We start from the raw sequence: 26,133 nt of genomic DNA on the forward strand, positions 1-26,133 counted from the left end.
CGTACGGGCTGGCTCAGATCCGTACGGCGGCGATGCGCCCGTGGGCGCCGTCACGTCCCGTACCGCCGCCCCGGCGGCGCGGGACGGGATGCGGCTACGGGGTGACGGTGATCTGCTTGGCCGGGTCCGTGGTGTCGGCCACGGAGTAGACGGCGTTGAAGGTGGAGGTCGTCGCGCTGGTCGGGCAGCCGAATCCGCCGGTGACCTTGACCGGGACCGAGGCGTTGGTGAAGGTCAGGGACGACGGGGCGCCGTTGGCCCAGGCGCCCGGGACACTGGCCGCGGCGGTGGGAGCGGTGACGACCGTACACGTGGCCAGGCCCGAGGTGGTCACCTTGAGGCCGCCCGCGGGAACGGTCATGGTCGCGGTGATGGGGGTGCCATGCTGCATCGACACCGCCCAGGCGCCGCTGGTGGTCACGGTCGGGGTGACGCCGGGCATGCTCGAGGTGCAGGAGCTGTAGGTCGGGGCGGAGATGGGCGAGGAGACCGGCCCTGCGGCGTTGTGGTTGCCAGGAGCGGCCGGGACGGTACCGGTGGCCACGGAGACCGTGCAGGTCACGGTGACCGAGCCGGCCTTGAGAGTGGCCTTGCCGCTCAGCGTGGCCTTGAAGGCGTGACCGGCCGGAGTGACCGTGGTCGGGCCCGCCAGGGGTACGGGCGCGGCGGTGGCGGACACGGAGCCCAGCGTCAGCGCGCCGGCTGCGAGCAGTCCGAGGGCGAGGGAGGAGGATGTTCGGCTCATGACAACTCTCCATGGGGATGATTGAACGGGGTGAGGGTGGAGCGAGGGGGGTGAAGTGAGGGGGTGGAGTGAGGGACCCGTCGTTCGGGCACCGGACGGTGTCGTGGTGCTGGACGGTGTCTGCTGGACGGTGTCGTCCGGCTGCGGGCCGGACGACACCGTGTCCGATCCGGGCATCCGATCAGGCTGATCGATCGGAGGTCGCGGGCAGATGAGCCGCCTCGGCCGCTGAGGTCTTGCCCGCAGAGGCCTCGGCCGCCTCGCCGGTCCCGCCCGCCCCGCCGGCCACCACGCCCGTACCAGACCCTTCGGCCGTACCGGATGCTTTCGGCGTACGGGACCTGCGAACGCGCGGCTGCCAGGCGAACATGAGGCCTCCGCCGAGGATGCCCAACAGCGTCCCGATGAGGAAGCCGCCGAGGTTCGACAGCACCAGGGCGGCGGTGGCGATGAGGGTGGTGACGATCCCGGCGAGTGACCGGTAGTGCGGGGCGAACCAGACGGACACGCCGAGCAGGATCATCACCAGACCCATGAGGACAGACGGGATCCCGGCCACGCCCTGGGTGAGCATGACCTTCAGAGGTGCGAGCGGCAGGACGCAGATCTCGGCCCCGGCGATCACTGCGAAGAGCCCGCCCCAGAACGGCCGGGACCGACGCCACCGCCGGAACCGCGTCCGTACGGAGGTCAGAAGCATTCCTTCGCGCCCTTGCTGATCTTCAGATCCAAGCCGGAGAGCGTGAAGGTGCCGGCGTTGGTGGCCCAGGCGGTCTGCTTCAGGTCGGTGATCTTCACGGTGTCGGCCTGCTGCGAGAAGAGGTCCTGCATCCCCTGGGCGCCGTCCGGCCCCTTGTCCAGGGTGGAGGCGTCGCGGCCGATCTCGATGTTCGTGAAAGTCGCGTTGCCGGAGAGCTGGGTGGCGTCGACGAAGAGGTTCGTCGCCTCGACCGGAGTCTTCTTTCCGGCCGTCAGGTTGAGCGAGATGTCGCCGATCACCGGCAGCGAGGTGACCACCGACTGGCAGAGGCTGTTCAGCTCCGCCTTCTTGATGGCCGTGACGGCCACGGGGATGAGCTCGTCGCGGGCGTTGACGTCCACGCTGCCGTACTGGACGAAGCCCTCACCAGTCAGACTCTTGGCGGAGACCTTGAACTGCTGGCCCGAGACGGCGAAGGAGGCGGCCAGCGCTCCCTGGGCCAGCGCGATGCCCAGGCTTGCCGTCAGGGCGACGGCCGGAACCGTCAGAACGGCGAAGCGCCGCCATCTGACTTTGCCGTCGTCTAAGTCGTGCTCCATGTCGGATCCCCTCACATGGGTGGGTGGGGTGAAGTGGAGTGCGAAGCAGTCAGCACCGGCGTGCTCGCGGCGGCCGAGATCGTTACTCGCCGGTATGACCGTGGAGTTGAATGTAAGAGTGCCAATAGCGGTTGGCAAGGTTGCGGGACTGCCCCCTTTCGGCCAATCCCTACTGCTCCGTACGCAGCAGAGCGGCCACCTCCGCTTCCACCCGCCGAGCCATCGCGCGCGCGAATTCCGCGGCCACGACGTCGCCCGCCACCGGACGCAGGGCGCCTGCCGCCTGGGCGACGTGATCCAACTGGGCGACCGAAAGCCGCTCCAGGCCGTCCAGCCCGATCACATGCCGCCGGAAAAGGCCGACGAACCGGTCCGCGAGCGCAGCCGCCTGGATCTGTACGAATTCTCCCGCGTCCAGGATCTCCGCCAGTGGCACCCCGAGCCGCACCAGCGTCTGGGTCACCTCCAGCAACCGCCGGCTTGGGAACGTGACGCTGTCCCCCTGGACCCGTACGTACTCCAGCTCGGCCGCCCGCCGGGTGTCCTGCGGCGTCGCCGCCGGACCGAACATCTCCCGCAGCTCGTCGAGACTCACCGTGACCGGCTCCTCCTGCACCCAGCCCCGCGTCATCTCCCGCTCTACGCCGAGGAGTTGGGCGATCCCGCCGCCCTGGTCCCAGGCGGCCAGCAGTTCGGCGATGCCGTTCACCGTGTAACCCCGGCCGAGCAGGTCGTCGATCAGCCGCAGCCGGGCCAGATGGTCCTCGGAGTACCAGGCGATCCGGCCCTCGCGGCGTGGCGCGGGCAGCAGTCCACGCTCCTGGTAGTAGCGCAGGTTCCGTACCTTCACCCCGGCCGCGGCAGCCAGCTCCTCCCTCCGGTACCTCGCCCCACCGGCACCCTCCGCCGCAGCCACCTCCTCCGCCCCTGCGCTCCCGGGCCCTTGCGCCACTCCCTCGCCGCCACGCCCCTTCGCCGCTTCCGAACCCATGCCCGCGTCCGCAGCCGCAGTCGTGACCGAATCCGATCGCGATCCCGCGCCCGCTTCCGTACCCGCTTCCTTGCCCGCCGTTGCATCCGCCGCCGTGCGACCTGCCGCTTCGCTGCTCACGGCCCAGAGACTAGAGCGTGTCCCGTTGGTGGGCTGGTCACTTGATCGGATGAGTCTGTCCGGTTAGTGGTTGTTGATGCGGCGGACCGGCCACTCGCTACGACAAGGCCGCGACCGTCGGCTGGTCAGCTAGGTGATTCCGAAGAAGCACCCTCCACGCCCCCTGCCTGAGCGGCGAGCGAACCGGCCACGGCATGGGCCATGGCACGGGCCATGCGCTGATAGAAGCGCCATAGGAACGGGTCGCGCGGGCTGGGCGCGCCGAAGTAGCCCTGCGGCGTAACCCTGCGAGCGTGTTCACCGCCTTTTCGCCATTCAGCCAGGTCCGCCGGCCCGAGTCCCGTCGGCTGAAGCTCGGTCATGGCGTCGTAATCGACGAGCTCAGGGAACCAGCGCATCATCAACGCGCTCTCGATCTCTTCGGCATGGACACCGAGTTCACCGGTCAGTTCCAGGCCCTCGAACAACGGCTGCATGGCGAACGTGGCCATAGCGGGTGTCTTCGCCGCCTCGCCCAGGCGGTCGGCGATGAAGTCGGGCTCGATGAGGACGACTCCCGTGCTGCCCGCCTCGTGTCGGCGCGTCACGACGTCGAGGAGCATCCGATTGTGAGCGATGTCGCCCTGATGATTGATCACGAAGATGTGCTGGAAGCCGTCTGTGGCAAGGGATTCCATGATGTCGAAGTGCAGTGCGGCCGCGGTCTCGGGGCGTGTGCGGAACGTCCCGGCGAAGGCACCGGAAACCTGATTGACGCCCCAGAACACTGGTGGGGCGATCAGCGTCGGTACCTGGTGCTGGTCCAGCTCCTCCTTCACCATCCGACAGAGCTGGTAGGCGCCGTAGGCGTCGGTGCCCAGCGGCAGATGAGGGCCGTGCTGCTCGATGACGCCCGTGGGTAGCAGGACACACGCGCCCGCTGCTGCCGCCGCCTCCACCTGCGGATATGTGAGGTCGGCCATCGTCCCGGCAAAGACCGAGTATCCGTTCTGCATGCACTTCCCCCTGCGTGATGTCCTGACCGGTCTGACCACCGGTCGTGATCATCTTCGCCAGCACACACAGCCGCTCACGAGTGGCACCTGCACCGGAATTCACACCTGCGACTTGTAGGGAGAACACAAATTGACTACCCGCCGGATGCACGCTCTCGGCGTCCCAAGGTGTTCACCTCAGCAAGCGGTTACCTGGGCGGAGCCGATGCGGATGGTCGCCCGGCCTGCCGCCCCCGCTCACAGGCCCGTCGTGGGATTCCCGTAGGGTGCGTTCAGTGATCGCGTTGGATGCCCTCGTCCGCCTCTGCCCCCCGCCCGCCGATCCGCCGCCCGCGGTGGACTGGGCGCAGGCCGAGCGCGCCCTCGGTGTGGCTCTGCCCGCCGACTACAAGCAGCTTGTCGAGGCCTACGGCGCCGGCATCTTCGACGATGCGATCTGGCTGCTCGTCCCCAACTCTGCCTACGACGACTGCGACCTGCACACACAGACGGCGGAACGGGACGAGATCCTGGCGAGCCTGTGGGAAGTGGAGGACAAACCCGCCGGCCTGCTGGACGCGGGGGCGCGTGTCGTGCCGTGGGCGTTCGAGGAGGGCACGGGGGCGTTCCTGTACTGGCTGGCGCACCCCGGTCAGCACCCCGACGAGTGGACCGTCCTCTACAACGAGGGGCGTGGCCCCCTGTGGGAGCACCACGACATGGGATGCCTCGCCTTCCTGCTGGCGGTGCTCACCGGAACGGCACGAACGGAGTACTTCGGCTATCTCTACGAAGTACTGAAGCCGACGGAGCACCACTTCGCGACGGCCGACCAGACCCGCGGAGCTTGTCGGCAGTGACGCCGACGGCGGCTCTCGCGACCTGATCCGCCGCTGCCCGCGACCGGACACCCCAGATGCCGCGCCGCCGTTGCGCACCTTGCGTCGTGCGATCCCCTGGCAGGGGTGGCTGCGGAGCCTGGCGGCGTGCCGCATACGGTCAGCGCACGCACGATGAGCAAGGCCCCCGCCTCCTGGACGAAGCCTGCGGACGGAGCCGCCGGTGAGTGCCGCCGACGTGGTCGCCACATGGCCCGGTCCGGGCGGGAGGAGGTGGCAGGATGAGGTGGTGTCCGACTCTCTGCATCAACCGTGGCTGCGCGGCATCGCCCTGAATCCGGCGGCTGCCCTCCGACGTACTGATACGCCTGGTGGATCGAGCGGCCGGTGAGGCCGGCCTGCTGATGTGCGAGGGTCGTGACCTGCCCGACGCCGTCATCGACGCAGCCCTCCAACACCCTGCCAGAGGGATCCGCCGCGCGCTCGCGGGCAACCAGCACATCGCCCCGCACGACTCGCCCCCTTGGCAACGGGCCCGTCGGGGATCGTCCGCGGGCGGCTCGCCGGCGGCCCCCGTCCCCGTCCCCGATGGGTCCGGCCACTGCCGGACGACATCCTCGTCACCCTCCTGACCGCCCGGGACGGGGGCGAGGACGGCATGCTCACCGAACAGGAGATCGTCGAGGAGCTCAGTTTCTCCCGGCAAATCCCTTTGTCCTTCTACCGCTCCATGGCCGGGCACGAGCATCCCGGGCTCCGTGAACGCGCCGCCTGGAGGTGGCAGTCGCTCACCGCTGCGCAGCGGGGGGCCCTGCTCGACGACCCCGACCCCGCAGTACGGAAGGCGGCGCAGGAGTGCAGCTGGGAGCTGGCCCCGGAAGCGGTGGAGGCCAAGCTGCCGTCCATCGGCTCGCTCAGCAAGCCGCACGTGCTCGGCACGTGCGCCCTGTCCCCCGCGCTCGTCGAGCAGTGCTTCGCGGACGACACGGTGCACCCCTGACCTGGAACCGGCACACCCCGGCCGACGCCGTCGCCCGGCTCGCCCGCCACCCCGAGGCGAAAGTTCGCGCGATGGTCGCCGCCCGGTTCCGGCAGGCAGCTGGGCTGAGGGATCCCCTGTCCTGCGCCGGTGACCGGGCGGCATTCGCCGACGAGAATCGCTTCATGCGGATTCTGATCATCACTGCCGGTTCACGCGGAGACGTCGCGCCCTTCACGGGCCTGGGGCGGCACCTGCTGGACGCGGGCCATCAGGTCGCCGTGGCCGCTCACCCGTCCTTCGCTGCACTCGTCGGCGGGTGCGGTCTCGACTACCGGCCTGTGCCGGGAGATCCGCAGGCGCTGATCCGGGATTGGTCCCGGGCGGCGTCGCGGGAGGAGGTCCAGGCGATGACAAGGGCCTACACGGACGGGCTCGCCGATGGGGTGGCTGAGGCCGTGTCGGGCGGAGCCGACCTGCTGCTCACCCCCTTCGGCCCGGCACCGCTCAGCCTGACGGCCGGCGAAGCGTTCGGCGTCCCCGTCTTCGGCACCTACCTCGCACCGGCGTTCGCCACCGGACAGTTCCCGCTGCCCAACGCACGGAGCGCCGACGGCCTGGGGCCGGAGGGCAACCTCGCCGCGGGCCGGGACGTGCTGAGGCGCGCGGACGGGGTCTTCGCGGGCGCCGTGACCCGGCTGCGCGCCCGCCTCGGGCTGCCCGCCGACGCGTCCTCGGCACCGGGGGACATCCGACCGGTCTTCCACGGCTTCAGCCCGCTGGTGGTGCCGCGCCCCGAGGACTGGCCGTCCGGGGTCGAAGTGGCGGGCTACTGGTGGCCCGCGCGGCCGGACGGCTGGCACCCCCCGGCCGAACTGGTCGACTTCCTCCAGGCCGGTCCGCCCCCGGTGTTCATCGGGTTCGGCAGTATGGCGGCGGGGCAGGGGGAACGGCTCAGTGAGCTGGTGGCCGCGGCGGTTATGCGAGCAGGCGTGCGCGCGGTGGTGCAGGCGGGGTGGGCCGATCTGAGCGGCTGCGGCGACGACGTCCTGGCCATCGGCGACGTCCCGCACGACTGGCTCTTCCCTCGCACCGCCGCCGTCGTTCACCACGCCGGGGCAGGGACCACCGCAGCCGGACTGCGGGCTGGCGTACCCGCCCTGCCGGTACCCGTCATGGCCGACCAGCCGTTCTGGGCGTCTCGACTGTACCGGCTAGGAGTTGCTCCCCGGCCTCTGCCGTTCCAGGACCTCACCTCCGAAGCCCTCGGCGAGGCGATCACGGCCTGCCTGTCCGAGCCGGCCCACCACCGCCGCGCAGCCGAACTCGCCCGCGGGATCGCCGCAGAGGACGGTGCCGCTTCGCTGCTCGCCCACATCGGCCGCCTCCCGACGTCATGAGCAAACGCTGCCCGAATTCGGGTTCTGGCTCAACTTCCGTGGTGCCTCATGGAGGGTGCCTGAGCGCGCGTTCCCGCGCGGGACATACGGTGACGGCGTGACGGAAGACCCGTGGTTCGTGAGCGATGACCCAGAGACCGAATCCGAGTTGGACCGGACCGAGCGCGCCTTCGTGGCGGCACTGCGCGAACGTGCCGCAGCGTGGAAGGTCCCACCTGCCGTCAGCTGGGTGGGGCGGCCCGAGGACGACTCCTCGCTGGTGATGTGTGGGGGTCTCGGCGACGGGTCGCTCGGGTGGCCCCTGCGCATCGGCCTGCATCTGACCGGGCCCACGGTCAGCGGAGACCGCCTCGTCCATCAGGACTTCTACTGGCTGCCGCAGCCGCGAACCAGGCTGGCACTGGACGCCACCGGCACTCCCCACACGCTTGCGACGCTCGCGGCCGACTGGTTCGAGCGCATCCTTCGGATGCCCGTGGTGCGGCACGAGTGGTATCACGACGGCCGGCTCTACGCGTACAGATGTCTCTTCGCGGACGACAGCGACGGCCCGTGCGACAGTTACAACGACGCCCTGGCCCCGCCAGGGCAGCGTGAGCACCTGAGGGCCACCGGCGCGGAGCAGGCCGGGTACTGGATCCGATCGGAGGCCCTTGGCCGACCCGATCGCGTCGTCGCTCTGCGGGGCGCGCCGGACTGACATCTCGACCAGGGCACGGTCGACCCCGTCTCTTCCCGAACGCAGCACCGCCCTACCGCGCCTGGTCTGCCCAGGCGGTCAGGCCATGCTGACCGGACCGCATGACCAGGGCGTGATTGAGGTGGAAGAAGGGCCGCGCCAGTGGCATCCAGCGTCGCAGAGCGGGCTGACGCACGATGACGTGCTCGGTGAAGCGGGCCAGGCAACCGTCGTGGTCGTCGGGTTCTACGGCCCAGCGGACGCTTCCCGCGATGTCGCCGTCCACCGCCGCCTCCAGGACGCGCGCGATCGGGTCCTCTACGACGGGTGTGAGCCGGGCCGTCAGTTCGTAGGGCAACAGGGACCCGATGACGACCTGGCACTCGCGTTCGCCGGTCTGCCGTACCGAGCGGAAGGCAGACCACCAGGAGGGATAGTCCCCGATGTCGGCGAGCTTCGCGTACACGGCGTCCGGCGCGAGCGGTGCTCGCCATGCGCCGGTGAAGCGGATGTCGTGGCGGTTCACGCGGTTCTCCCAGAGGCCGCGCGTCAGTGGCTGGTGGATCCCCTGTGCGGCACTCTGAACTACGCCGTCGGCAACATGCTCGTGGCCGTCAACGTGGCGCTGCGCGGCAGTGCGGCGGACAAGCCGGCCGCGGACTCGTCGCGGCCGCCGACCTCGAAACTTACCGGCTGCTGATGTCGATGATCCGCAGGGGATCCACCAGCCACTGACGCGCGGCCTCTGCGGCCCCCTGCTGCCCGCACGGGCCTGGCCTGGAAGGCCGTCCTGGCCGACCTCGGCGCGGCGGGCAACCTCACCCGCGCCTACCGGCCGCAGACCAACGGCAAAGTCGAACGCTTCCACCGCACCCTGCTCGACGAATGGGCTTACCTACGCCCTACACCAGCAACACCGAACGCATCACGGCCCTCACAGACTTCCCACGCCTACAACCACCACCGCTGCCACACCGCACTCGACGGCAACCCGCCGATCAACCGAGTAAACAACCCTGCGGGTCAATACACCTAGATCGCGGGCTTGAGCGTGGGTAAGCTGCCCGTCCGAATGATCTTGACTTGCCGAGGTGAGTACGCCTGCCCCCACTTCAACGCGCTCTGCCGGCTGACTGGGCCTTGCCACTCTGCGATCCGGACAAACTGCACCCGAATCGTCACACGGGAGACGTCAACGTATGAATACGCCACCATCGCCCCCTGAAGTGGAGCGGACTGACGGATCCTCCGTCCAGATCGGCGCTCTCGTTCCGCTGACTCGGCCTGGCTGGGTCGAGGCGGGCCAACACTTGCTCGCTGGACTCGAGTTGTCCGTTCGCGACGTCAATGACGCCGGCGGGATCGACGGAAGACCACTCGAGCTGGTGGTCCGAGACACCGCGGCTGATCCACAGAAGGCCGCGGCGGCCGTAGATGAATTGGCTCGCCTGGGCGTGGCTGCCTTGGCCGGGGAGTATCACAGCGTCGTCGCTCGCGCCGCTGCCGCCAGGGCCGACGCCCTCGGCCTGCCGTTCCTCTGCTCGTCAGCGGTTCTCGACGCGCTCACCGAACAGCCAACGGAATGCGTCGCGCGCCTCTCCCCGCCGCAGTCCCGCGGCTGGCAGGTCTACGCGGACTTCCTTCTCGGCGCGGGTCACAGCCGCATCGCCGTAGCAGCCCAGCCGAGTGTCTACTGGGCGGCTGGGATTCGCATCCTGCGGGACCACCTCGCATCACGCGGCGGCACCGTCATCGAACTCGACATGAGCGCGCTCACCCCCGCGGCCCTGTGCGACGAACTCGTCGACAATGGCGCGACAGCCCTCCTTCTTCTGGTCGGCCACCCGGAGCCGGCCGTGCCGATCGTCAAGTCTGTCCGCCGCGACCAGCGTCTCGCCGAGATCATGATCGGTGCTCCGGCCGGGCAACCGGAGTTCGCCGAGTGGGTGACGTTGCTGGGCGATGACGGCGCCGCGATCCCCTTCTTGCGCTACCTGCCCGAGCGCCTCAGCCCACTCGGCGCACGAGTCGAGACGGCCCTCCGCGAGCGGCTGGCCGAAGCGCCCTCCTTCGTCGCCTTCGAGGGCTACGACACGGTCGCCGTCCTCGCCGACGTGCTGCGTTCTCACGGCACGGACCGCGCGCGCACCGCCGAATCCTGGCCGCGCATCGCAGTCGAAGGCACCCGCGGGCAGATCCAGTTCTCCCGCACGCCAGGCATCAGCGTTTGGCAATGGGCTCGGACGCCCATCCAAGTCGTTGACCGAGACCCGGCGGAACCCGACCGCTTCCGGATCCTTCACGCCAGCTGAGAAAGCACGGAGGTTCCCCTGCCCAGATCTGTCCGAACGTGAGGCGGCGCCGGCGGCATCAACGGTGTTGATCGACCCTCGGGTTGTCTACGTACACTGACGGGCATGGCATGCCGCATCAGTGAGTTAGTCATCGACTGCGCCGACCCCGGCCGCCTCGCCGCATTCTGGAGCCAGGTCCTCGGCTACGTCGAACTCGGCCGGGAGGACGACGGAAGCATCGAGATCGGGCCGCCCGACGCCGGCTCCGGCGGCCCCCAGCCCACCCTCGTCCTCAGCCCCAGCAGCGCCCCGCGGACTGGGAAGCTTCGACTGCACATCGACGTCAACGCCACCGACCGCGACCAGGACGCCGAGCTGGAACGGCTGCTCGCTCTCGGCGCGAGGCCCGCCGACGTCGGCCAGACCGGCACCGAGAACTGGCACGTCCTGGCCGACCCAGAGGGCAACGAGTTCTGCCTCCTTCGCGCCCGGCTCCAGCCCCTTTGACCACGTGCGGTCCCGGCCCAAGCCGCTGAGGCCGGGGATTTACGTATCGGTATCGGTGCCCGTGCGCTTGACCCGTTTGCTGGACTCGTGACGTTCGCATCCTGACCTGCTGCCAGAGTGGATCCGGCCGACCGCGCAGAACGCGCCGAAGCCGAGCCTCGTTCGGATCACTTCGACCCCGCGCGGGGCAGCTCGGTCGGCGTCCGGTGCGGGACACCCAGAACCTAACGAAGCACTACTAGCCCCGGCTCCCCTCATCAGACCTCGACCAGACCGAACAGGCGGTGCCGAAAGGACGGCCCGATCTCGGTCATCGTCAGGCGGGCGAGCCGTTCGACCTCCTGGGCGGCGGGGCCGGGTGGCAGTTCGCCCTCGTACGAGATGTGGACGACCACGTTGGTCTTCAGGATCAGGACGCCAATGCGGTTGATGCGGTCCGGCTGCAGCTTGGCGGGGTCGTGGATGACCGCCTTGTCGCCGAGAGCCGTCAGTGGCCGCCGCCAGCTGCTTCGGAAGTCGATTCCCAGCGTGTCGTTGAAGGTGTTGCGGGCTCTTTCGGTGCCGGTCTTGCCCACGAAGCTGTCGTAGCGGTGGAAGGTCACCGTGAGTCGTGCGTCGGGCCCGCTCCCCCACTGGCACTTGCTCGTCTGTTGTCCCAACTCCTCGTCCTCGTCGGGATTTCCTTCGTCCCGGCCGATGAGCGCGGTGACGGGATCGGCTGCCGGTAGCGGGTCGAGGACCTTGCAGGCGGCCGGGAGTGAGGTCGCCTCGTGGCGCCATGGCCACCAGCTCTGGCTCCAGTAGCAGCCGTCGAAGGACAGGGCCAGGGTGAGCATCATGGCGGGCACGGCGAGGTTGGCGCCGAGGTACCAGAGGCGGCCCACGACAGCCATCGGGGCGGTACGCGGCACGGGCGAGAGGCGGTCACGCCAGTGCTGGATCGCCTCCACCTTGGCGTCGAAGCCGGGGTCGCGCGCGAACAGGTGGGTGCGCGGGGAGCGGAGGGTGAGCCGTTGGGAGATGTTCAGGGAGGTCATTCGGTGCACCAGGACCGAGCGCCCCAGTGGGGTCCTCAGGGCTTCGACGCCGGCCACGTCCCGCCATGGGATCAGCCGGGTCCGGAACGCGGAGCGCACCAGCATTCCTTGGTCGGAGAAGCACACACCGCCCATTCCGCGGTGAAGGGCGTCGGCAGCCATCCCGGTGAGCCAGATGAAGAAGATCCCGCGAATGAACGCCATGTGCAGGAACCCCTCGATCATGAGTCCCAGGCACACCGCGAGCAGTACCGTCTGCCACACCACCAGGCGGACGGGCGCGGACAGCGAGACCGGCCTCAGGGGCCCGTCCGCGGACTCCAGGACGTCGGTGAGACGGGCATCCGCCGGGGCCGTGCGGGAGCGGGCGATGACGAGACGCCCCTCCACTCCGAGCTGCCACAGACCCGGCGTCTGACGAGGGCTCACCTCCCGCACCCGCTCGTGCACGAAGTCGTACAGCTCGTCGAGTGTGATCAGCCCTTCGCCGTCACGATCCGCCGCGCCGGTGTCCAGGCCGGTGACCAGCGCGTACGTGAAGTGGGACGGCTGCGGAGTGCCGGAAGGGCTGGTCAGCTCGCCGTTCTCGAAGGCGTACTCGAGCGCGCGTGACGCCGTGACGATGGCCCGACCCCGGCCGGGGAACTGCTCGGCCACCTGCACGGTCGCCGCCTCCGCCTTGGTCAGCATCGAGCGGGCGAACGCCCCGCTGTAGCAGCAGTCCAGCAGCAGCACGATGCTGCGGGCCCGGCACCGGTCCATGCACCGGTTGACGAACGCGGCCGACACGGCGGTGGAGGCGAGGCGGTTCAACTTGGTGGTACGGCAGACGAAGTGCAGCTCACCGGAATCGTCCTTCACGCCGTGCCCGGTGAAGTACAGCACCAGCAGATCACCCGGCCGGCGGTCCGCGAAGAACTCCTCGATCCGCTCGAGCACCGTGTGTGCGGCCTCGTTGACCGAGGTCCGCACGGCGAAGCCGCCGACCTGGTCGTCGGCCAGCACCCGCGCGAGCTCCGCCGCATCCTGAGCCGGGGCCCGCAGCGCTCGGAAAGCGGGATCCGCGAAGGTGTCGCTCGCGATGATCAGAGCGAAGCGCCGCGGGTCGGAGGTCGTCGGATGTGCGGAGGTCGTCTGGGACGCCGACCTCATCGAGGATTCCGAGCTCATCGGGTATGACGGGCCACGAACGCCTGGATCAGCCGGTCCTGCTGGTCCGGCGAGGCGTTGGACAGCTCCAGCACGTCTCCTTCCATCTCGACCCGTACCGTGCATGGCGCATCGCGCAGCCTGCCGAGCCAGTCGCACACGACGTCGAACACCGCCGTCAGCAGCGGCGGCGACTGCGCCAGCGTCACCAGCAACGCGCCGACCACTTCGCCGTCACCCTTGGCGCCGGGAACCGATTCCCTCCCCGCGACCGCCGAGAGCGAGCCGACCTCCAGTTCCGCCAACTCGTCGCGCAGCCATCATGACTGCCGCTCCACCACCTCCGGATCCGCGTCGCCGTCGGCCAGCACCCGCAGCAGCAGCTCCGCCTTCGTCCCGCTCAATCTCCCCCAGCCTTCCGTCCGCTTCGGTCCGCTTCGGTCCGCTCCAATTGCTGGTCGTCAGCATCGCGGCCGGAGGCGGGGTGCGGGCAGGATTCCTGGCCGGATTCCCCCGTACGAGCTGGCCGTGCGGGTGACACGTGGCAGGACAGGCCCGGGCATGGCCCATAGCGTGAGGTGCATGATCACCGGAATCCGCCGTTTACTCACCGGCGCCACGGGGCTCGCGATCCTCGTGTCACTGACGGGCGCGAGCGGGCCTCCGGATCCGCTCGCTCGCTATTACCACCAGCGTGTCGAGTGGACGAGCTGCGTACGGGGCCCGCAGGACGGGGCCGGGAAACGGCTGGAGCAGGCGGGTGCGCGGTGTGCCTGGATCACCGTTCCGCTGGACTACGGCGATCCCGGCGGCCGTACGACCGTGGTGGCCATGTCCCGGGTCGCGGCCACCGACACCGCGCACCGGATCGGCACGATGGTGCTGGTGGCCGGCGGTCCGGGCGATTCGGCGCTCCAGAACGGCTCCGAGCCTCCTGCCGCCATGGCGGGCATCGCCTCACGCTTCGACGTCGTCGGCTACGACCCGCGGTTCGTCGGGCGCAGCGCACCCCTCGACTGCCGGTGGCCCACCAGCCACGCGCTGCGTTCCGCCGGCCTCACCCGTCGCAGCTTCGAACGCCAGGTCACCTTCCAGAAGGACCTCGCCGATCGCTGCCTCCGTACGCGGTCCGATCTGCTGCCCCATGCGACGACCCGTAACACCGCTCGCGATCTCGACATCGTGCGCGGGGCCCTGGGGGAACGCCGGATCTCGTACTACGGCTTCTCCTACGCGACCTATCTGGGCACCGTCTACGCCCAGATGTTCCCCGGCCGCTTCGACCGTGCCGTCTTCGACGGGCCCATGGACCCGTTGCGCTACGACACGCGGCTCCTGAGGGACACGGCACCGGCCAACGAGGCGGCGCTCTCCGCCTGGGCGACGTGGGCGGCGCACCGCCATGCGCAGTACGGGCTCGGTCGCACCCGCGCTCAGGTGCTGGAGCGGATCCACGGCATCGCGCGGGCCGCAGCGGAGCGGCCGCTGGTCGTCGGAGCGCCCCCGCGGGTGTTCCGGGTGGACGACACGGTGGTGCCGGTACTGCTGCTGCACCACCTGGTCAGTGACGCGCAGAGCGAGCGGAAGGCGCTCGCCGGCGCGCTGACGGTGCTGGGCAAGGCCGCCGACGGTAAGCCGGCGCTTCCGGATGCGGGCCTTCGGGACTCGCTGGAGTGGTTGTTCACCGGGGCGGCTTCCGCGTACGGCAGTGTCGCGACCGCCATCCTGTGCGGCGACGTCGCCGCCCCGCACGACCCGGAGACGTACTGGCACGACATCCAACGCAGCCGCCGCTCCCACCCCCTCTTCGGCCCCACCGTGCACAACATCACGCCGTGCGCCTTCTGGCCCACGCCGCCCCGCGAACAGCCCACCTCCATCCGGGAGGACGCGCCCGTCCTCATCGCCGCCGCCACCGGCGACCCTCGCACCCCCTACCGAGGCGCACGGGTCCTGCGGCACCTGCTCCCGAGCTCCCGGCTGCTCACCCTCGAAGGCGGCCACCGCCACGGGGTCGGCCAGGACAACACCTGTGTCATCGGGGTCATCCGCGCCTACCTCACCGACGGCCGGCTCCCCAGCGGGGACAGGACCTGTCGCGCGCAGGGGGCTCAGGCCGCTTCTCATGGATCGCGGGAGTAACGCGGTCTCAGAGAGGCGCGAGCAGCATCAGTATTTCGTCGCGATCGTCGCCCACGGACAGCCGTAGAGCGCCCGGCCATCGGCCGACTTCCTTCCACCCGAGTCGTCCGTAGAAGTCCTCCAGACCCACTCCCCCGCGGGCTGCCAAGTGCAACTGCTCCAGGCCCATCTCGTCCCGGGCGATGCGGCGCACCTCGTGCATCAGGGCCGCTCCTATTCCCTGGCCCCGCACGGTGGTTCGGGTCTGGACGTGGTGGACGGTGCCCCAGTGGGCGATCAGGGCGAACGGGTCGCGCCGGACGTTCAGCCAGCCGGCCAGTTCCCCGTCGATGCTCGCGGTGACCAGGCGGCTGGTGCCGGGAGCGAGGGAATCGACGAGGGCGTCCAGGGCGGGTCGCACGTGCGCAACGTCGACGGGCGGGAAAGGGAATCCCGCCGCGCCGCCGGCGTTGGTGACCTCGACCCAGCACTCGGCAAGGCGCTGAAGGCGGGACGGTGTGACGTCGGCGGGCGAGGTCAGCTGGTCGAAAACGATCTTTGGCGAAGTCATCTGGAGGATGTTCGCATGAGTCCCCGTCGGCCGGCCGCCGCGCCAGGTGTCCCGTACATCTCAGTCGTGCGGTGCCGTGCCGCTGACGCGGTGGTCGGCGTGGCTGAGGGCTTCCAGGACGAGGCGGCGCAGATGTCCGTCGCGCAGGCTGTAGAAGACGTGGCGTCCCTCCCGGCGGGTGTCCACGAGTCCTGCCAGCCGGAGTTTCGCCAGGTGCTGGCTCACCGCCGTCCGGGAAGCCTCGCAGCGCTCGGCGAGGGAGGAGACGTCCGACTCCTCCTGGGCGATGAGCCACAGCAGATGCAGCCGGGTCGGGTCGGCCAGCATGGCGAACACCTCGGTCGCCTCGGCGAGGCGCGCGCTGTCCGGGGTACGCAGATGCGCGTCGGGTGCAACTGACAGGGGTTCGCGAACGGCCATGCAGACAGGGTAGAGCTCCCTCTCGCGCTTTCCGGCCTTTCAGGGTCCCCAGATCGCCATGTGCGCAGATGCGCACATGAACGTATAGTTGTGGGTGCTGACCCAACCGTCGGGGCAAGGGGCCACGCCATGCTTTCGATACTCGGCGATCGCACCTATCGCCACCTCTTCGCGGCGCAGGTCGTCGCTCTCGTGGGGACCGGTCTGGCCACGGTCGCGCTGGGGCTGCTCGCGTACGACATCGCCGGTGCGGACGCCGGGTCGGTCCTCGGCACCGCGCTCGCGATCAAGATGGTGGCGTACGTCGTGATCGCCCCCGCTGTGGGCGCGATGGCCCATCGGCTGCCGCGGCGGGCGCTGCTGGTGGGCGCCGACCTGCTGCGGGCGGGAGCCGCGCTCGCTCTGCCCTTCGTCGACCAGGTCTGGCAGGTCTACGCCCTGATCTTCGTCCTCCAGGCCGCCTCCGCCGCCTTCATGCCGGCCTTCCAGGCGGCGATACCGGAGGTGCTGCCCGACGAGCGGGACTACACCCGGGCCCTGTCGCTGTCCCGGCTCGCCTACGACCTGGAGAGCCTGCTCAGTCCCGGTCTCGCCGCCGTCCTGCTGTCGGTGACGACGTACAACTGGCTCTTCAGCGGCACCGTCGTCGGATTCCTGGCCTCCGCGGTCCTGGTGGTCTCCGTGACCGTGCCGAAGTCCGGGGCAGCACCCCGCACCGGCGGCCTCTACGCCCGCGCCACCGCAGGCGGCCGGCTGTTCCTCGCCGTTCCAGGGCTGCGCGCTCTGCTCGCCCTGGACCTCGTGGTGGCCGCCGCCGGAGCCGTCGTACTGGTCAACACGGTCGTGTACGTCCGCGAGCACCTCGGCCGCCCCGCCGGGGACGTCGCCCTCGCGCTCGGTGCCTACGGCGCCGGTTCCATGGCGGTCGCGCTGGTGCTGCCGCGGCTGCTCGACCGGGTCTCGGACCGTGCTGTCATGCTGCGCGGCGCGCTGCTGATCGTCGCGGTCTTCGCCGGCCTCGCCGCGATCACGGCGGCCGGTACGGGAGCGTGGCGGTGGCCGGCTCTGCTGGGTGCCTGGGCCGCGTTCGGCGCGGCGTCCTCGATGGTGCTCACGCCGTCGGGCCGGCTGATCCGCCGCTCGTCCGGGCCCGCGGACCGTACCGAGCTGTTCGCGGCGCAGTTCTCCTTGTCGCACGGCTGCTGGCTGCTGACGTACCCGCTGGCGGGCTGGCTCGGATCAGTGGCCGGCCTTCAGGCGGCCGTCGTCACCCTGGGGGCGGTCGCGTGCGCGGCGGGCTGTGGGGCCGTGCGCCTGTGGCCGGGGGACGCTACGCGACCGGTCCCCCATCTGCACACGGCCCTCGCGGCGGGACACCCGCACCTGGCCGACGCCATACCGGTGGCGGGAGGCTGGCGCCACAGCCACCAGCCTGTCCTTGACGCCCTCCACCGCTAGGGCGCGTTCTCAGTGCGTGTTTCTGATCCCCGGATCTCAGTAGCCTTGGGTTCTACGCTGGCGTGGTGTCCAAGGGGACCGGGCGGGCCGGGGAGAGGAACTGTCGGGCTTGTGGCGACCGGCTGAGGTCGGGCTCGCGGCCTGACGCCTTGTTCTGTTCCGCGGCGTGTCGTGCCAGGCAGTGGCGTATGGACCGGCGGTTGCGCAGGCTCACGGCTGCCGTGCTGGGCGGTGCGGGCGAGGTCGGGTGTCCCGAGTGCGAGGCCCGGTGGGTGGCCGGCGTCGATCGGCGGTCGAACGCCGTGTACTGCTCGCGGCGGTGTGTGGTGAGGGCCTGGCGACGCCGGAGGAAACGTTCGGCGAGCGGGCACAGTGACCGCACCGCGAACGCATCCTAAGTCCAACTCCGCTCATAATCCGGTCATTTGTAGTCAATCGTTGTGATCAGTGGATTTACGGTCCAACTCTCGGTGATGAGCGGGGCGTGTCCACGTCACGGACGTCAGCTCCGTGCTGCGGCCCGCATGGGTGGTGAAACCCATGCCGGAGGAGATCGACAAGGTCGGAAACGTCAGCCAGCCCCGTTACGAGCAGATCGTGGCCGAGCTGCGGAACGTGGTGGAACAGCAGACGCGCGGGCAGTTCACGATCGGGGACCGCGCTCTGAAGATCGAGCCGATGAGGGAGCCAGGCGGCTACAACGCGGTGGCCCCGGAGTGGTCGTTGACCACCACGCTCACGCGGCTGGCCGAGGACATCGGCCTGAAGTTCAGCACGGTGAAGTCGGCGAGGTGGACGTCCTCGCGCTGGCCGGCCGACCGCCGCCAGAGGGGCGTCTCTTACACCGTTCACCGGATCCTGGCCTACATCGAGAACGACCAGGAACGGTTCGACGCGATCCTCACGCCACCCGGGAGCAAGGCCCGGTGGACGCCGGACGACGCCAGCCCCGTCGCACCGGCGGTGAGGAAAATCGACCGGACGGTGGAGTTCCTGGACCTGGTCACCGCCTGCCACTCGTTCGTCGCCGCGGCGGGCCGGGCCGTTCCCGGCCTGCGCGACCGCACTCTCGGCAAGGATGAACGCACGATCGTGCACGAGAACGTCGCGAAGGTGCGGGCGACGCTCGACTGGATCGAGACCGCGGTCGACACGGGCAAGGTCGACATGGACAACGAGCTCGCCCGCATGCTGCGGGGCCAGTAGCCGTGCCCCGCGCCTCACGGTGCCGGGGAGAGGCCGCCCAGCGGCACGCGGACACCCTGCGGTTCGTGTTGTTCGAGGCCAGACCTGCGGGGGCTACTGTTTCCCCAGTTGACCCGCCCGAGCGGGCTGTCCCCCAGCCAGGTCCGGTCGGGACTGGCCGCTCTGCGCGACGTCATCGCCGAAATCGGCTGGCCACCGCTGATCTGGACCAGGGCTGACGGCTACCAGCTCGGCGCCGAACGGGCCGCGCTGGAGGCATACGAGCGGGCCGTGCTCACCGAGAAGCTCACCGAGTTCCGCCGGTTCATCACCGGCACCGTCGCCCCGCACGCCGCCGCCCAGCCGGGCGACAAGTGGGTACGCCACATCGTCGCCCAGCTCAACTCCATCGAATCCACCTCGACCTCGTCGTCTCGGCCTGACCACCGCCGAGGGGCGGCCGGCCGGAGGCCGGGCGCCCCTGCCCATCCGATCTGGAGGGAAGCCGCAGTCATGCGTCAGCGTCGCTATCCCTCCGACACCACGAACGCGGAATGGGCCCTGCTCGAACCGCTGTTGCTGGAGCCTGCCTGCGAGACCACCCGCGGCGGCCGGCCCGAGAAGCATCCCCGGCGGGAGATCGTCGACGCCATCCGATACGTGGTCGACACCGGATGCAAATGGCGGGCCCTGCCTGCGAATTTCCCGCCGTGGAGGACGGTTTGGGGGTTCATGGCCCGCTGGGCCGCTGCCGGGGTGATCGGACAGATCCGCGATCACCTGTCCGGCCGGATCCGCCGCGAGATGGGCAAAGGCCCCCGAGCGGTCGCCACCGTGATCGACTCCCAGAGCGTCAAGGCCGCCGAGACCGTCTCGAAAGCCACCCGCGGCTACGACCCGGGCAAGAAAATCAACGGCCGCAAGCGCCACCTGGTCGTGGACACCCGCGGCTGCCCCTCATGGTCATGGTCACCCCCGCCGACCTGCACGACGCCGCAGCCGCGAAGGAAGTCCTTTTCCGCCTGCGTCTGATGCACCCTGAGATCACGATCGTCTGGGCTGACTCGGCATACGCCGGGAAGCTCGTCGGCTGGGCCAAACGGCACCTCAACCTCACGATCAAGCCGGTCAGCCGACCCAAGGACGCCTCCGGCTTCGTGATCCTGCCCCGTCGCTGGGTCGTCGAACGATCGCTCGCCTGGATGATGCACGCCCGCCGCCATGCGAGGGACTACGAACGGCTCATCCAGCACTCCGAGACCCTGATCACCTGGGCCGCCATCACCCTCCGACCAGGCGCCTCGCGCGGAAAGGCGCCACCCCCAGCTGGCCGAGCAAACCGGCACCGACCGCAACTGACGGCGCTTCTACTGGGCGGGGCCGGCGAGTCGTCCGTCCCGCGCTGGCGCCGCCGCTTGTTCGTGTGCTCAGGACCGCTCAGACGAGGCTTGACTCACCGATAACACGGGGGATCCGCCTCATGAGCCAGCTTCTACCCAGTGCCGGCCTACAAGCGCTGTCACTTGAAGGGTTCTGGCTCGCTTTCCGTGAGCCGGTCACGGTGGGTCATGTGACGAGGTTCAAACCCTGTGGTTCTGGTGCGCTTCTGTGGCGAGAAAGTCTCGCGCCGCGGAGGTGACCCGGTCGCGAATGTGCTGCTGGTCCGGAGTTTGATCGTTCGGCAGGTCGAGTGCTCTCGCCAGGTCAACGATGCGTTGCAGCGCGTCGGGGTAGTCGAGTTCGGCTGCAGACTCCTGATAGATCAGCTTGGCTCCGTGAACCGGATCGAGTCGGCACGCCACAATCTGACCGGCCCACCACCGGGCCGCAGTCCATCGCGCCTTGGCAAGATCGTCCGGGGTCAGCGGCAGCAGACCCAGCTCCTCCAGCACAAGGTCGAACAGCTCGCGGGCCTAGGGATACTCACCATGCGCGAGGCCAGCCAGCAGGGGAAGCGAGGGAGCTTCGATATCGGCCATCAGGGCGTCCAGGCCCAACTCGACCAGATAAGCGTCCGAGGGGCGCTGCCAGGGTTCCATGGCCAAGTCTGCAGCGGCCATGCGGATCAGGCTGATCGCTACTACTGCGTCCACGCTGTCGCCCCTTCATCCTCTTTCCGTAGAGGGAAGTCCTATCACCGAGAGCCAGACGGTTGATCAGGTGGCCAGCAATACGCGCTTGCGGAGCAGTGCGAAGCCGGCTCGGCCGAACATCTGGCGCTTGAGCATCTTGATCCTGTTGACGTGTCCTTCGACGACGCCGGAGTTCCAGGGCAGGGTGAGTCCGGCGATGACTGCGTCGCGGTCTCGGTCGATGCCGGCCGCGAGAGTGTGGAGGCTGGGAAGGTCGTCCTGGCGGACGGCGTCGAGCCACTGCGGGAGTCGTTCCCCCTGCCGCTCGGTGAGCATGTGGGCGAAGGACCGGACATGAAGGGTCAGGGCGTCGAGTTTAGGGCAGTTGGCCAGGACGGCCTTGAGCCGGAGCTGTTCGATCTGGGTCAGCGTCTCGGGTCGGCTGAGGATCCATCTCGTCACCACGCGGGGTGCCGGCGGTTGCGCGGTGACCGGCCGTGGCGAGGTGCGCTTCTCTCGCAGGTAGGCGCTGACCCGGCCGTAGCTGCCTCGATAGCCCAAGGGGACGATCTCCTCCCAGAGCTTCCAGGCGTTGGTGCAGCCCTCGTCCCAACGTTCGTCCAGGTAGGGCTTGTACTCATCGAGGACGGAGGTCCGGCTGTGCTGCCACTGGCCGCGGAAGAGGTCTTCCGGCCTGGCGGCGTCGGCGAGGCTCTTGACCGTGCGGTGGGTCATGTTCAACTGGCGCCCGATGGAACGGCGGCTGTGGCCGGCTTCGAGCAGCGCGTGGACCGTGGCGTGCCTGGCTCGGACGCGGTTGGCGAATCGCTCGCTCCTCCATGGAGAGTCCGCCTTCTCGTCGGGCGGCGCCGGTTCGTCGGCCGTCCCCTCGCGATCGGGGACCAGGACGCGAAGGCACTGGCGGTGGCGGGCGACAGCACGCTCAGCGGCCTCGCCGAGGTTGTGCCACAAATGCCAGCGGTCGGCGACCTGCGTCGCCTGGGGGTGCCCCGGCTGTGGCGCCTTCCGCGAAGAACGGCGCGCGGTCCCGGCAGACCACCTCGATCCCGGGTCGCTGCGCCAGCCATGCGGCCAGGCTGGACGCCTCTCGGTCGGGCAGCAGATCCACTGGCCGGCGGGTCTCGACGTCGACGAGCACCGTGCCGTAGACCCGTCCTTTGCGTGTGGCGTACTCATCAACGCCAACCACGCGCGGGGCCGGAACGTCGGGTTCGGGCAACGCATCGAGCAGCCGCAACACCGCGCTGCGGCTGATGGATATCCCGAAGGCCCGTGCCATCCGGGCGCCGGCTCGGCCGGCGAGGGTGAGGCCCACCGCGGCGAGAGTTGATCGCAACCGCTCCGTCCATCTGCTGTGCCGCCGTGTCAGTCCCGGCAACTGCTCAGCGAACGTCCGCCGAGCGCACGACGACTCCGGGCAGAAGAACCGCCGAACTCGCAGTTGTAGGACCACCAGACGTCCCCCGCTCGGCACGTCCGCAGGAAACCGCAGGTAAGAGCTGTGCACCCGGGACGACTCGGTCCCGCAGTCCGGGCATGTCGCCCCGGCCGCCGTACTGCACACGTCGATGTGTATCGCCTCGTGGCTCACCTCCAGCGACAGCACCGACACGTCCGCGATGGACGGTAACAGCAGGCCCTCCAGAGGAGGCGATGTCTCTTCCACGACGCCGCACTGTCGACCACACCAAAATCGGGCCTGGTCATTTTCAGGCAACTTCCCGAAGGCTGATCGCAGCAGCAGCCGTCACTCAGCGTGCGCGCGTCACAGAAAGCGTGCCAGAACCACTTGAAGTGAACAGAGCCAGCTCAGCCGGTGTGGTTGGTCAGCACACACCCGTCCACGAGCGCTGGTTCTTTCTTGAAACCGCTGGGGATATCCGCAGGGTCCTCGCAGAACAGGTACAGCAGCCCGGATTCCTTCAGGGCTGCAACCGTCGCCTGGTCCACGCTATAGACGGCGAAGTTTTTCCCCACGAAATAGCCTCCACCTCGCTTCTTGGCTCGCGCCTGGAACGTCTTCATGTCGTTCACAGCCAGGAGGCGAATGTGCATCTTGTCGGCGTCGTAACAGACGCCACGTTCCTTGACGCCCCACTCCGAGCCCACCGACTCGTTCTCCGGGTCCTCTGCTTTCAGATGCATGCCCGTGCACGTCGTGCGCCCGGCGACGAACGACTCGATGTCCGCCATCGTGTCGGCACTCGGCAGGCCAGGATGCGGCTCGCTCCCACCGCCGCCCGCTCCGGTTTCCGAGCCGCCGCCGCACCCGGTCACCGCCGCCAGCATCAGCGCAGCCACCGCGCAACCGGCAATCCGCCACAACCGCAATCGCATGTGCCGCTACCTTTCCCGTGTCATCAGCAGAGTGAGACAGCCCCCGCACGGTGATCAGCCCCAACTCTTCTTTCGGCACTCGTCAGTGGCGTCGAGAGTTCCTTCCCGAACACGTAGATCATCAAGCTAGCAGCGCCCGCACGGCTTTGGGCCCCGGTCCAGGATCAGAAACACGCACTCAGTCGGCGAGGGTGCTGCTGAGGAGAGGGAGCAGCCGGTCCCAGTGGCGCTGCAGCGCGGAGGGGTTGAAGGCGTCGGTGTCGGACATCGTGAAGCCGTGGACGGTGGCCGGGTAGACCTCGGAGGTGTAGCTGACACCTGCGGCGTCCAGGGTCTGGTGGAGCTCGCTGAGGGCCCCGGACAGCATGTCGCCTTCGGCATGGCCGAGGTGGAGTTGGGCGGTGAGCTTGGGTGCGAGGTGGTGCGGGCTGTCGGGGGCGTCGGTGACCAGGAGGCCGGGGTGGAATCCTGCGACGGCGGCGACCTGGTCGGGGTGGGCCGCTGCGGTGCGCATCGCCAGGACGGCGCCCATGCAGTAGCCGATCACGGCGATGGGTCCTGCGCTGACTTCGGGCTGGGTGGTGAGGAACCTGAGGTAGGCGTCGGCGTCGCGCAGGGCGCGGTCGGTGGTGTGCGCCTCGACCAGAGGCATCAGCTGGGCGACGACCGCCGGACGGATGTCTTCGCCGATGTGCTCGGGAAGTTCGATCACCGGTGCCGGGCCGTGCCGGTAGTAGAGGTGGGGGACGAGTACGAAGTACCCGTGTCCGGCCAGTTCGCAGGCCCTCTCCTCCAGCTCGGGCCGTACGCCGAAGACGTCCGTGTACAGCAGCACCCCCGGGTGCCGCTCGCCATCGTCGGGGAAGGCGGCGAAGGCGTCGGCCTGGCCGTCCGCGGTGGGAATCCGCAGCGTCTTGCTGGGCATGAATTCTTCTCCTGTCGTGGTTGACGTGTCGATCCTGTGGTCAAACACGACGGAGGCGGAGCCCGCGCGGAAGCGCCGGACCCTCGAACGAACAGCGGGCCCGCACCGGCCCGTACGGCGCTCAGAAGAGCACCGGGTCACCGATCCGTGTGTGGCGCGAGGCCGTCCCGGTAGTCATCGTCGCACAATAGTCCATCGAACAGAGGCGATTCCAGCACCGCGGTCCACGTCCGTGATCGGCGACGACGCGCACTCCCTGCCGTCACCAAGCCGCTCCTCGACGAGTTGTACGCGTACGACGAGCGCGCAGGGCATGGACCCGGGAGGACCAGGTGGCGGTCATGAGTTCGGTGGGACAACGCTCCCTGGGAGCGGCCCTGATGGTCGCGGGGCTGCTCCTCACGGCGGCCTGCAGCGACGACGAAGCCGGTGAACCGCCTCCGCGGCCCACGGCCGGCAGCCCCTCCACCAGCCCTCCACCCCAGCGCCGAACGCCCACGCCCGCGATTCCCGCGTCTCCCACGCCCACCCCGACCACCCCACAGGACCCGGCCGCGGCCGAGAAGGACATCAACACCGGCTGGGAGCTCTTCTTCAGCCCGGACGCCTCCCTGCAGGAGCGGGTGGACGTCGTCGAAGACGGCAACCAGTACGCACTGATGGTCGAGGCGCTGGCGACGGACCCGGAGTCGAGGCTGCTGCGGGCGCATGTCGACGCCGTGACGTTCTCCTCCGACCAGCGGGCAACGGTCCACTACTCCCTCTACTCCGACGGTCAGAAGGTCGGTCCCGACGAGCCCGGCATTGCCGTACGTCAGGACGACAGGTGGAAGATCTCGTTCGCCACGGTGTGCTCCCTCACCCGGTACGGCCAGGACGTTCCCCCGGCCGGCACCTGCCCGGCCGGGGAGGACTGAGCGGGCCGTACGCGCGAAGCGGCCTCAGTACCTGGCCGCCAGGGCCGGGTCCGAGCTCTGCCCTGCCTCGGCCTGCCGGGAGCCGGGGATCAGTGCGTCACGGTGATGCGTTGTGCTGGGGATCGGTGCAGCAGGCGGGGTGCTCACGGAGCAGTGCTCGTGGTCACGGTCGTGGCGATGGGCTTCTTCGCACAGCTGCGGGCCACGGTGTCGGCGAAGGCGCGGGCGAGGGGTGGCAGGGCGTCCCAGCGGCGTACGGCCCAGCCGACGGAGACCGGGGGGAGGGAGGGGATGGGGATCAGCCGCAGGGAGCCGTCGCCGGAGCCCCCGGGCAGGGAGGGCGCGGCGGGGACGGCGGGGACGACGGCGTGGCCGAGGCCGAGTTCGGCGAGCAGCAGGGCCGTGTCCCAGTCGGCGACGCTCGTGTCGGAGCCGGCCCGGATGCCCAACTCCGCGAAGGAGGCCTCCAGATGGGCGCCGGAGGTCGAGTTCGGCGGGAGGCGTACGAGGCGGAGGCCGGCGAGGTCGGAGGCGTCGATGTGCGGTCGGGTGGCGAGCGGGTCGTCGGCCCGTGTGGCGAGCGCCCAGGGGAGGTCGAGGACCGGGCGCTGTTCGATGCCGCGGACCGGGCCGCCCATGGTGATCCAGGCGAGGTCCAGATTGCCGGCCAGGAGGACGTCGAAGCAGCGGCGGCTGGAGGTCTCGGTCTGGAACTCCAGGTTCACCTTGGGGTATCGGCGGCGGAAGGAGACGATCGCTTCGGCCATGAAGTGCCGTACGGTCGTGCCGCCCGTCCTGACCCGTACGGAGCCGCATTCGCCGTTCGCCAGGTCGCCGAGGCGGCGCAACGCGAGGTCGAGCCCCGCGATGCCGTCGGCCGCTGCGTCGCACAGGATGCGCCCGGCGTCCGTGGGCACGACTCCCCGGGGCTGGCGCTCCAGCAGGCTCATGCCAGTTTCGCGTTCCAGCCGCTTCACATGCTGGCTTACCGCCGACTGAGTGCACGACAGGTCCCGGGCCACGGCGCTGAGGCTTCCGGCGCGGCAGACAGCCACGAACACACGCAGGTCGTCCAAGGTCATGGAACCCCAAG

25 protein-coding genes and 5 pseudogenes are annotated in these 26,133 nt (G+C 69.5%); 14 read left to right on the forward strand and 16 right to left on the reverse strand.

Annotated elements, in window-relative coordinates:
- Nucleotides 1–94: 94 nt before the first annotated feature.
- The 5 genes from ACZ7LT_RS06385 to ACZ7LT_RS06405 form a co-directional block, all read right to left on the reverse strand.
- Nucleotides 95–745 (reverse strand): hypothetical protein, encoded by a 651-nt coding sequence (locus ACZ7LT_RS06385; protein ID WP_471234844.1) that lies wholly within the window; start codon nt 743–745, stop codon nt 95–97.
- A gap of 181 nt (nt 746–926) precedes the next feature.
- Nucleotides 927–1,445 carry a DUF6114 domain-containing protein gene (locus tag ACZ7LT_RS06390; RefSeq protein WP_471234845.1) on the reverse strand — a complete coding sequence of 173 codons (519 nt, stop codon included), beginning with the start codon at nt 1,443–1,445 and terminating at the stop codon, nt 927–929.
- The gene (locus tag ACZ7LT_RS06395; RefSeq protein WP_471234846.1) at nt 1,436–2,044 is read right to left on the reverse strand and encodes a DUF6230 family protein; all 609 of its coding nucleotides are present in this window, start codon (nt 2,042–2,044) and stop codon (nt 1,436–1,438) included. Before ACZ7LT_RS06395 ends, ACZ7LT_RS06390 begins: the two co-directional genes overlap by 10 nt.
- 169 nt (nt 2,045–2,213) lie before the next feature.
- Nucleotides 2,214–2,996: a MerR family transcriptional regulator gene (locus ACZ7LT_RS06400; RefSeq protein ID WP_471235592.1), complete on the reverse strand. Its 783-nt coding sequence runs from the start codon at nt 2,994–2,996 to the stop codon at nt 2,214–2,216.
- Nucleotides 2,997–3,280: 284 nt separating this feature from the next.
- Complete coding sequence (locus ACZ7LT_RS06405) at nt 3,281–4,150, reverse strand: creatininase family protein (RefSeq protein ID WP_471234847.1); 870 nt, start codon at nt 4,148–4,150, stop codon at nt 3,281–3,283.
- A 275-nt stretch (nt 4,151–4,425) separates the two neighbouring features.
- Here ACZ7LT_RS06405 and ACZ7LT_RS06410 point away from each other — a divergent pair, with 275 nt between their 5' ends.
- From ACZ7LT_RS06410 to ACZ7LT_RS06425, 4 genes are all read left to right on the forward strand, one after another.
- The gene (locus ACZ7LT_RS06410; protein ID WP_471234848.1) at nt 4,426–4,989 is read left to right on the forward strand and encodes an SMI1/KNR4 family protein; all 564 of its coding nucleotides are present in this window, start codon (nt 4,426–4,428) and stop codon (nt 4,987–4,989) included.
- Between the two features lie 502 nt (nt 4,990–5,491).
- The gene (locus ACZ7LT_RS06415) at nt 5,492–5,968 is read left to right on the forward strand and encodes a hypothetical protein (protein ID WP_471234849.1); all 477 of its coding nucleotides are present in this window, start codon (nt 5,492–5,494) and stop codon (nt 5,966–5,968) included.
- A 164-nt stretch (nt 5,969–6,132) separates the two neighbouring features.
- Nucleotides 6,133–7,347 carry a glycosyltransferase gene (locus ACZ7LT_RS06420; protein ID WP_471234850.1) on the forward strand — a complete coding sequence of 405 codons (1,215 nt, stop codon included), beginning with the start codon at nt 6,133–6,135 and terminating at the stop codon, nt 7,345–7,347.
- Nucleotides 7,348–7,465: 118 nt separating this feature from the next.
- The gene (locus ACZ7LT_RS06425) at nt 7,466–8,047 is read left to right on the forward strand and encodes a hypothetical protein (protein WP_471234851.1); all 582 of its coding nucleotides are present in this window, start codon (nt 7,466–7,468) and stop codon (nt 8,045–8,047) included.
- 52 nt (nt 8,048–8,099) lie between these two features.
- Here the strand turns inward: ACZ7LT_RS06425 and ACZ7LT_RS06430 are convergent, their stop codons facing one another.
- Nucleotides 8,100–8,552 (reverse strand): SRPBCC family protein, encoded by a 453-nt coding sequence (locus ACZ7LT_RS06430; protein ID WP_471234852.1) that lies wholly within the window; start codon nt 8,550–8,552, stop codon nt 8,100–8,102.
- A gap of 12 nt (nt 8,553–8,564) precedes the next feature.
- Between ACZ7LT_RS06430 and ACZ7LT_RS06435 the strand changes: the two are divergent.
- The 4 genes and pseudogenes from ACZ7LT_RS06435 to ACZ7LT_RS06450 all read left to right on the forward strand — a co-directional run.
- Nucleotides 8,565–8,669 (forward strand): annotated as a pseudogene (locus ACZ7LT_RS06435) (inositol monophosphatase family protein); the annotation flags it as partial.
- A 177-nt stretch (nt 8,670–8,846) separates the two neighbouring features.
- Nucleotides 8,847–9,062: pseudogene (locus ACZ7LT_RS06440) on the forward strand (integrase core domain-containing protein); the annotation flags it as partial.
- A gap of 163 nt (nt 9,063–9,225) precedes the next feature.
- Nucleotides 9,226–10,338 (forward strand): ABC transporter substrate-binding protein, encoded by a 1,113-nt coding sequence (locus ACZ7LT_RS06445; protein WP_471234853.1) that lies wholly within the window; start codon nt 9,226–9,228, stop codon nt 10,336–10,338.
- A 105-nt stretch (nt 10,339–10,443) separates the two neighbouring features.
- Nucleotides 10,444–10,827 carry a VOC family protein gene (locus ACZ7LT_RS06450; RefSeq protein ID WP_471234854.1) on the forward strand — a complete coding sequence of 128 codons (384 nt, stop codon included), beginning with the start codon at nt 10,444–10,446 and terminating at the stop codon, nt 10,825–10,827.
- Nucleotides 10,828–11,084: 257 nt separating this feature from the next.
- On the opposite strand, the gene ACZ7LT_RS06455 is transcribed toward ACZ7LT_RS06450, so the two are convergent.
- Both ACZ7LT_RS06455 and ACZ7LT_RS06460 read right to left on the reverse strand, forming a co-directional pair.
- Complete coding sequence (locus tag ACZ7LT_RS06455) at nt 11,085–13,016, reverse strand: caspase family protein (protein WP_471234855.1); 1,932 nt, start codon at nt 13,014–13,016, stop codon at nt 11,085–11,087.
- A 14-nt stretch (nt 13,017–13,030) separates the two neighbouring features.
- On the reverse strand, nt 13,031–13,330 hold the full coding sequence (locus tag ACZ7LT_RS06460) for a hypothetical protein (RefSeq protein ID WP_471235593.1): 300 nt from the start codon (nt 13,328–13,330) through the stop codon (nt 13,031–13,033).
- 265 nt (nt 13,331–13,595) lie between these two features.
- On the opposite strand from ACZ7LT_RS06460, the gene ACZ7LT_RS06465 reads away from it, so the two are divergent.
- Nucleotides 13,596–15,155: an alpha/beta hydrolase gene (locus ACZ7LT_RS06465; RefSeq protein WP_471234856.1), complete on the forward strand. Its 1,560-nt coding sequence runs from the start codon at nt 13,596–13,598 to the stop codon at nt 15,153–15,155.
- A gap of 7 nt (nt 15,156–15,162) precedes the next feature.
- Here ACZ7LT_RS06465 and ACZ7LT_RS06470 read toward each other — a convergent pair whose 3' ends face one another.
- Entirely contained in the window at nt 15,163–15,705 is a 543-nt protein-coding gene (locus ACZ7LT_RS06470) for a GNAT family N-acetyltransferase (RefSeq protein WP_471234857.1), read from the reverse strand.
- 60 nt (nt 15,706–15,765) lie between these two features.
- Nucleotides 15,766–16,125, reverse strand: coding sequence for an ArsR/SmtB family transcription factor (locus ACZ7LT_RS06475; protein ID WP_471234858.1), 360 nt, complete (start codon nt 16,123–16,125; stop codon nt 15,766–15,768).
- 129 nt (nt 16,126–16,254) lie between these two features.
- Between ACZ7LT_RS06475 and ACZ7LT_RS06480 the strand changes: the two genes are divergently transcribed.
- The 4 genes and pseudogenes from ACZ7LT_RS06480 to ACZ7LT_RS06495 all read left to right on the forward strand — a co-directional run.
- Nucleotides 16,255–17,583: an MFS transporter gene (locus ACZ7LT_RS06480; protein WP_471234859.1), complete on the forward strand. Its 1,329-nt coding sequence runs from the start codon at nt 16,255–16,257 to the stop codon at nt 17,581–17,583.
- 540 nt (nt 17,584–18,123) lie between these two features.
- Nucleotides 18,124–18,789: a DUF6192 family protein gene (locus ACZ7LT_RS06485; protein WP_471234860.1), complete on the forward strand. Its 666-nt coding sequence runs from the start codon at nt 18,124–18,126 to the stop codon at nt 18,787–18,789.
- 2 nt (nt 18,790–18,791) lie between these two features.
- Nucleotides 18,792–19,211 (forward strand): annotated as a pseudogene (locus ACZ7LT_RS06490) (RacP protein).
- Nucleotides 19,212–19,281: 70 nt separating this feature from the next.
- A pseudogene (locus tag ACZ7LT_RS06495) lies at nt 19,282–20,185 on the forward strand (IS5 family transposase); the annotation flags it as partial.
- Nucleotides 20,186–20,348: 163 nt separating this feature from the next.
- On the opposite strand, the gene ACZ7LT_RS06500 reads toward ACZ7LT_RS06495, so the two are convergent.
- The 5 genes and pseudogenes from ACZ7LT_RS06500 to ACZ7LT_RS06520 form a co-directional block, all read right to left on the reverse strand.
- The gene (locus ACZ7LT_RS06500) at nt 20,349–20,660 is read right to left on the reverse strand and encodes a hypothetical protein (RefSeq protein WP_471234861.1); all 312 of its coding nucleotides are present in this window, start codon (nt 20,658–20,660) and stop codon (nt 20,349–20,351) included.
- A 21-nt stretch (nt 20,661–20,681) separates the two neighbouring features.
- Nucleotides 20,682–20,861, reverse strand: a complete 180-nt coding sequence (locus tag ACZ7LT_RS06505; RefSeq protein ID WP_471234862.1) for a hypothetical protein — start codon at nt 20,859–20,861, stop codon at nt 20,682–20,684.
- Between the two features lie 63 nt (nt 20,862–20,924).
- Nucleotides 20,925–22,506, reverse strand: a pseudogene (locus ACZ7LT_RS06510) (ISL3 family transposase).
- Nucleotides 22,507–22,670: 164 nt separating this feature from the next.
- Nucleotides 22,671–23,198, reverse strand: a complete 528-nt coding sequence (locus ACZ7LT_RS06515; protein ID WP_471234863.1) for a hypothetical protein — start codon at nt 23,196–23,198, stop codon at nt 22,671–22,673.
- Between the two features lie 178 nt (nt 23,199–23,376).
- Nucleotides 23,377–24,123 carry a dienelactone hydrolase family protein gene (locus ACZ7LT_RS06520; RefSeq protein ID WP_471234864.1) on the reverse strand — a complete coding sequence of 249 codons (747 nt, stop codon included), beginning with the start codon at nt 24,121–24,123 and terminating at the stop codon, nt 23,377–23,379.
- A 341-nt stretch (nt 24,124–24,464) separates the two neighbouring features.
- On the opposite strand from ACZ7LT_RS06520, the gene ACZ7LT_RS06525 reads away from it, so the two are divergent.
- Nucleotides 24,465–25,040 carry an MTB12 C-terminal domain-containing protein gene (locus ACZ7LT_RS06525; RefSeq protein WP_471234865.1) on the forward strand — a complete coding sequence of 192 codons (576 nt, stop codon included), beginning with the start codon at nt 24,465–24,467 and terminating at the stop codon, nt 25,038–25,040.
- A gap of 143 nt (nt 25,041–25,183) precedes the next feature.
- On the opposite strand, the gene ACZ7LT_RS06530 is transcribed toward ACZ7LT_RS06525, so the two are convergent.
- Nucleotides 25,184–26,122 carry a LysR family transcriptional regulator gene (locus ACZ7LT_RS06530; protein WP_471234866.1) on the reverse strand — a complete coding sequence of 313 codons (939 nt, stop codon included), beginning with the start codon at nt 26,120–26,122 and terminating at the stop codon, nt 25,184–25,186.
- Nucleotides 26,123–26,133: the final 11 nt, after the last annotated feature.

It is taken from the genome of Streptomyces sp. NPDC039465 (genome assembly GCF_055639315.1).

Coding starts and splice junctions, on each gene's coding strand:
- ACZ7LT_RS06385 (WP_471234844.1), bottom strand. CDS start 745: ATGAGCCGAACATCCTCCTCCCTCGCCCTCGGACTGCTCGCAGCCGGC.
- ACZ7LT_RS06390 (WP_471234845.1), bottom strand. CDS start 1,445: ATGCTTCTGACCTCCGTACGGACGCGGTTCCGGCGGTGGCGTCGGTCC.
- ACZ7LT_RS06395 (WP_471234846.1), bottom strand. CDS start 2,044: ATGGAGCACGACTTAGACGACGGCAAAGTCAGATGGCGGCGCTTCGCC.
- ACZ7LT_RS06405 (WP_471234847.1), bottom strand. CDS start 4,150: ATGCAGAACGGATACTCGGTCTTTGCCGGGACGATGGCCGACCTCACA.
- ACZ7LT_RS06420 (WP_471234850.1), top strand. CDS start 6,133: ATGCGGATTCTGATCATCACTGCCGGTTCACGCGGAGACGTCGCGCCC.
- ACZ7LT_RS06445 (WP_471234853.1), top strand. CDS start 9,226: ATGAATACGCCACCATCGCCCCCTGAAGTGGAGCGGACTGACGGATCC.
- ACZ7LT_RS06450 (WP_471234854.1), top strand. CDS start 10,444: ATGGCATGCCGCATCAGTGAGTTAGTCATCGACTGCGCCGACCCCGGC.
- ACZ7LT_RS06455 (WP_471234855.1), bottom strand. CDS start 13,016: ATGAGGTCGGCGTCCCAGACGACCTCCGCACATCCGACGACCTCCGAC.
- ACZ7LT_RS06465 (WP_471234856.1), top strand. CDS start 13,596: ATGATCACCGGAATCCGCCGTTTACTCACCGGCGCCACGGGGCTCGCG.
- ACZ7LT_RS06470 (WP_471234857.1), bottom strand. CDS start 15,705: ATGACTTCGCCAAAGATCGTTTTCGACCAGCTGACCTCGCCCGCCGAC.
- ACZ7LT_RS06475 (WP_471234858.1), bottom strand. CDS start 16,125: ATGGCCGTTCGCGAACCCCTGTCAGTTGCACCCGACGCGCATCTGCGT.
- ACZ7LT_RS06480 (WP_471234859.1), top strand. CDS start 16,255: ATGCTTTCGATACTCGGCGATCGCACCTATCGCCACCTCTTCGCGGCG.
- ACZ7LT_RS06485 (WP_471234860.1), top strand. CDS start 18,124: ATGCCGGAGGAGATCGACAAGGTCGGAAACGTCAGCCAGCCCCGTTAC.
- ACZ7LT_RS06515 (WP_471234863.1), bottom strand. CDS start 23,198: ATGCGATTGCGGTTGTGGCGGATTGCCGGTTGCGCGGTGGCTGCGCTG.
- ACZ7LT_RS06520 (WP_471234864.1), bottom strand. CDS start 24,123: ATGCCCAGCAAGACGCTGCGGATTCCCACCGCGGACGGCCAGGCCGAC.
- ACZ7LT_RS06525 (WP_471234865.1), top strand. CDS start 24,465: ATGAGTTCGGTGGGACAACGCTCCCTGGGAGCGGCCCTGATGGTCGCG.
- ACZ7LT_RS06530 (WP_471234866.1), bottom strand. CDS start 26,122: ATGACCTTGGACGACCTGCGTGTGTTCGTGGCTGTCTGCCGCGCCGGA.